Consider the following 3,094-nt stretch of genomic DNA (forward strand, 5'->3'; position numbering starts at 1 on the left):
GCACTATATTGCTCATCCTCTTTATTTTCCTTGTCATACACCTCTAAGGTAAACCCATTATTCTGGAGATAATATTCCCCATTTGTACCCGGAATTTCTTTCGTCTCACCTTCTCGGAGCCAGAGAACTTTGTCTATATACATCCCGGGGACAGAGCGCAATAACGCCCCAATTAAAAAAATGATAAGTCCGATATGGTTTACGTAGGGTCCCCAACGTGAAAAACGGCCTTTTTCAGCAAGAATATTACCGCTTTCCTCTCGTATATGATAACGCTGCTTTTTCAATCTCTTTTTCACATCTTCAAGGTCGATATCCTGTTCATCCAGCTTTGTCACTCCATAAATTCTCTGACGTTTCATAAAACCGTCATGACGTGTGACTCCTTGTTTTTTCAATGAACGATATAAAGGAAAAAAGCGATCAATACTGGCAATCAAAAGTGATATGCCTAACATGCCAATAATAATCAAATACCACCATGAACTATACAAATTATGAAATCCAAGTTCATAATACACCTTTCCGAACCAGCCGTATTCTAATTCATAATGCTCTGCCGGCRTCGCAGTCGAAGGGATGTACATTTCCTGTGGCAATATTGTACCAATCGCTGAAGCAACTAAGGCAATGACAATGAGCGTCACTCCTACCTTAACGGAAGAAAAAAAGTTCCATATCTTATCAATGATTGTTTTTTTATAGGTTTGTGAGCGTCTGGCACTACCTTCATATCGCATATCAATAAGCTTGTTTTCTTTTTCGTTTCCAAGTACCATCCCGCATTTGCTACAAATTTTTGTACCAAACGGATTTACATGACCACAATCGCATTTTACTTCATTCATGTCAAAAACTCCCCAATATTATGGTTTAATTCTCTCCATATGCTTTTGGATGCTCTCTTCTGTCAAAGCTCCGGTAATGATATCTACCACTTCTCCCTCTTTATCAATCAAAAAGGTGACCGGCAAAATATCCACGCGATAGGCATTCTCTACTTTACTACCATTATCGATCATGACAGGAAAGGTAAGATTATGTTTTGCAATAAAATTGTTGACAGCATAGTCAGATTCCCCAACATTCACCGCTAATATCTCAACGCCCTGGTCTTTGTAGTTTTTATATTGACTTTCCATATAAGGCATTTCATATTCACACGGCTTACAATATGTACCCCAAAAGTTCAAAAAGACACCTTTTCCTTTATAGTCGGACAACATATGCTCTTTGCCTTCCATATCCGTCAAAACGAAATTAGGTGCATCTGATCCTTTTCGAAGACTTTCATTCTTTTCTTTAGTGAAGTTTGTATAAAGGGCAAACACTAAAGCTGCACCTAACAGCAGAAGAATGATGGTTCTGCTAACTAGGCGTCGCTTTTTTTTATCCATAGAAATCCTCCTAAGGCAACACTAAAATTTAACCATACCATCATACCATTTAACACTATGTCCATATTTTTTACATTTCCGAAGGTTTTGTGACACTCTTTTCCGTTTTAGGAAAGAAAGGGTATTTACAGGTTGTTTTCCACCACCTATCCCTCTAGTTAGAAGAATGGGGTAGTGGTTTCAACCTATTAATACGGGATAACTTCTTCCTTACATTCTCCGTTGTTTAGGCTCGGTTGTTGCTAAAGTTCGCATTAATTTGACTTCATGTGGAGTCAATTCACGGGAGTCACCAGCAGTTAAGCCTGCTAAAGTTAAAAAGCCATATTGTTCCCGCTTCAATTTAATTACAGGATGACCAATTGCTTCAAACATCCGGCGGACTTGTCGATTTCTTCCTTCGTGTATAGTGATTTCCACAATAGCCGTTTGCTTTTTTTTGTCAGTTGACAGAACCCTAGTCTTAGCTGGAGCTGTCTTACCGTCCTCCAACTTAATTCCTTTTTCTAACTTTTTCAAGCTTTCACGTAATGGCATTCCTTTCACTTTTGCCACATACACTTTATCTACTTCATGTTTCGGATGCATTAACGTGTTTGCAAACTCACCATCATTCGTTAAAAGCAATAAACCAGAAGTATCATAATCCAGGCGGCCAACTGGATAAATCCGTTCACTAATGTAAGGGAAATAGTCCGTTACAACTTTTCTATTCTTATCATCCGAAACTGCAGATATAACACCACGCGGTTTATAGAATAAGAAATAAACCGGAGCTTCTTTTTCAAGTGGGACTTCATTAACCTGAACCTTGTCATTAGGACCGACCTTCACACCTAATTCCTTCACTACTTTGCCGTTCACTTTTACCTTACCTTCTAAAATCAACTCTTCTGCCTTACGACGGGAAGCCAGTCCAGCATGAGCTATCACCTTTTGTAATCGTTCCATCTATCTTCACCCCATAGTATAATCATTCGTTTGTTATTGTCTATACATACACAATCATACAATTATTACATATAGAGAGGCAAAAACAAAAGGTTTTTCGTGATTAAGAGCTTTTCTTTTATTATTACACCAATTATACAGACGGTTAAATGGGTTGGTTTCCATAATGAGTGTAACATAGCTTATTTTTCCATACAAAAAAATGTATCTTTTAGATGATGGTTTGATTTTAATAAAAAAAACTTGTCGGTCTTTTGCAAAAAAACAATTTACGTATAAGGACAAAAAAAAGAAATGGAATGATCCATTTCCGTGACTTTTATTTCATTCCGAATACGAGAGTTACAACGACAACAGCAGCTACAATTCCGATTAGATCCGCTAAAAGTCCAACCTTGAGCGCATCACCCATTTTCTTGATTCCCACAGCTCCAAAATAAACGGTCAAAACATAGAATGTGGTATCTGTGCTACCCTGAATGGTGGCAGCTAAGCGCCCAACGAAGGAATCCGGCCCATAAACTGAAATTAAGTCACTGGTCATTCCTAAAGCTGCCGTACCTGATATCGGGCGGATTATCGCAAGTGGTAAAACCTCTGCTGGAAAATGAAGCAGGGCAAGCAACGGATTTAATAACTGTACAATAAAATCCAGTGCCCCCGATGCCCTAAATACGGAAATGGCCACAAGCATTCCTACTAAGAAAGGTATAAGGGAAAAGGACATGCTAATTCCTTCCTTTCCC

4 protein-coding genes are annotated in these 3,094 nt (G+C 38.6%); all 4 read right to left on the minus strand.

Annotated elements, in window-relative coordinates:
* Window positions 1–848 (minus strand): cytochrome c biogenesis ResB family protein (locus AC1DUW_RS24535; protein WP_477643692.1); only part of this gene is annotated, 848 nt, incomplete at its 3' end.
* Between the two features lie 18 nt (window positions 849–866).
* A complete protein-coding gene (gene resA / locus AC1DUW_RS24540) occupies window positions 867–1,397 on the minus strand; it encodes a thiol-disulfide oxidoreductase ResA (RefSeq protein WP_252430444.1) in 531 nt (176 codons plus the stop codon).
* Between the two features lie 210 nt (window positions 1,398–1,607).
* Entirely contained in the window at window positions 1,608–2,348 is a 741-nt protein-coding gene (gene rluB / locus AC1DUW_RS24545) for a 23S rRNA pseudouridine(2605) synthase RluB (protein ID WP_053346825.1), read from the minus strand.
* A gap of 319 nt (window positions 2,349–2,667) precedes the next feature.
* A partial coding sequence (locus AC1DUW_RS24550; RefSeq protein WP_477643693.1) for a spore maturation protein occupies window positions 2,668–3,094 on the minus strand: 427 nt, incomplete at its 5' end.

The sequence above is a fragment of the Peribacillus sp. P4_C12 genome, assembly GCF_056402095.1.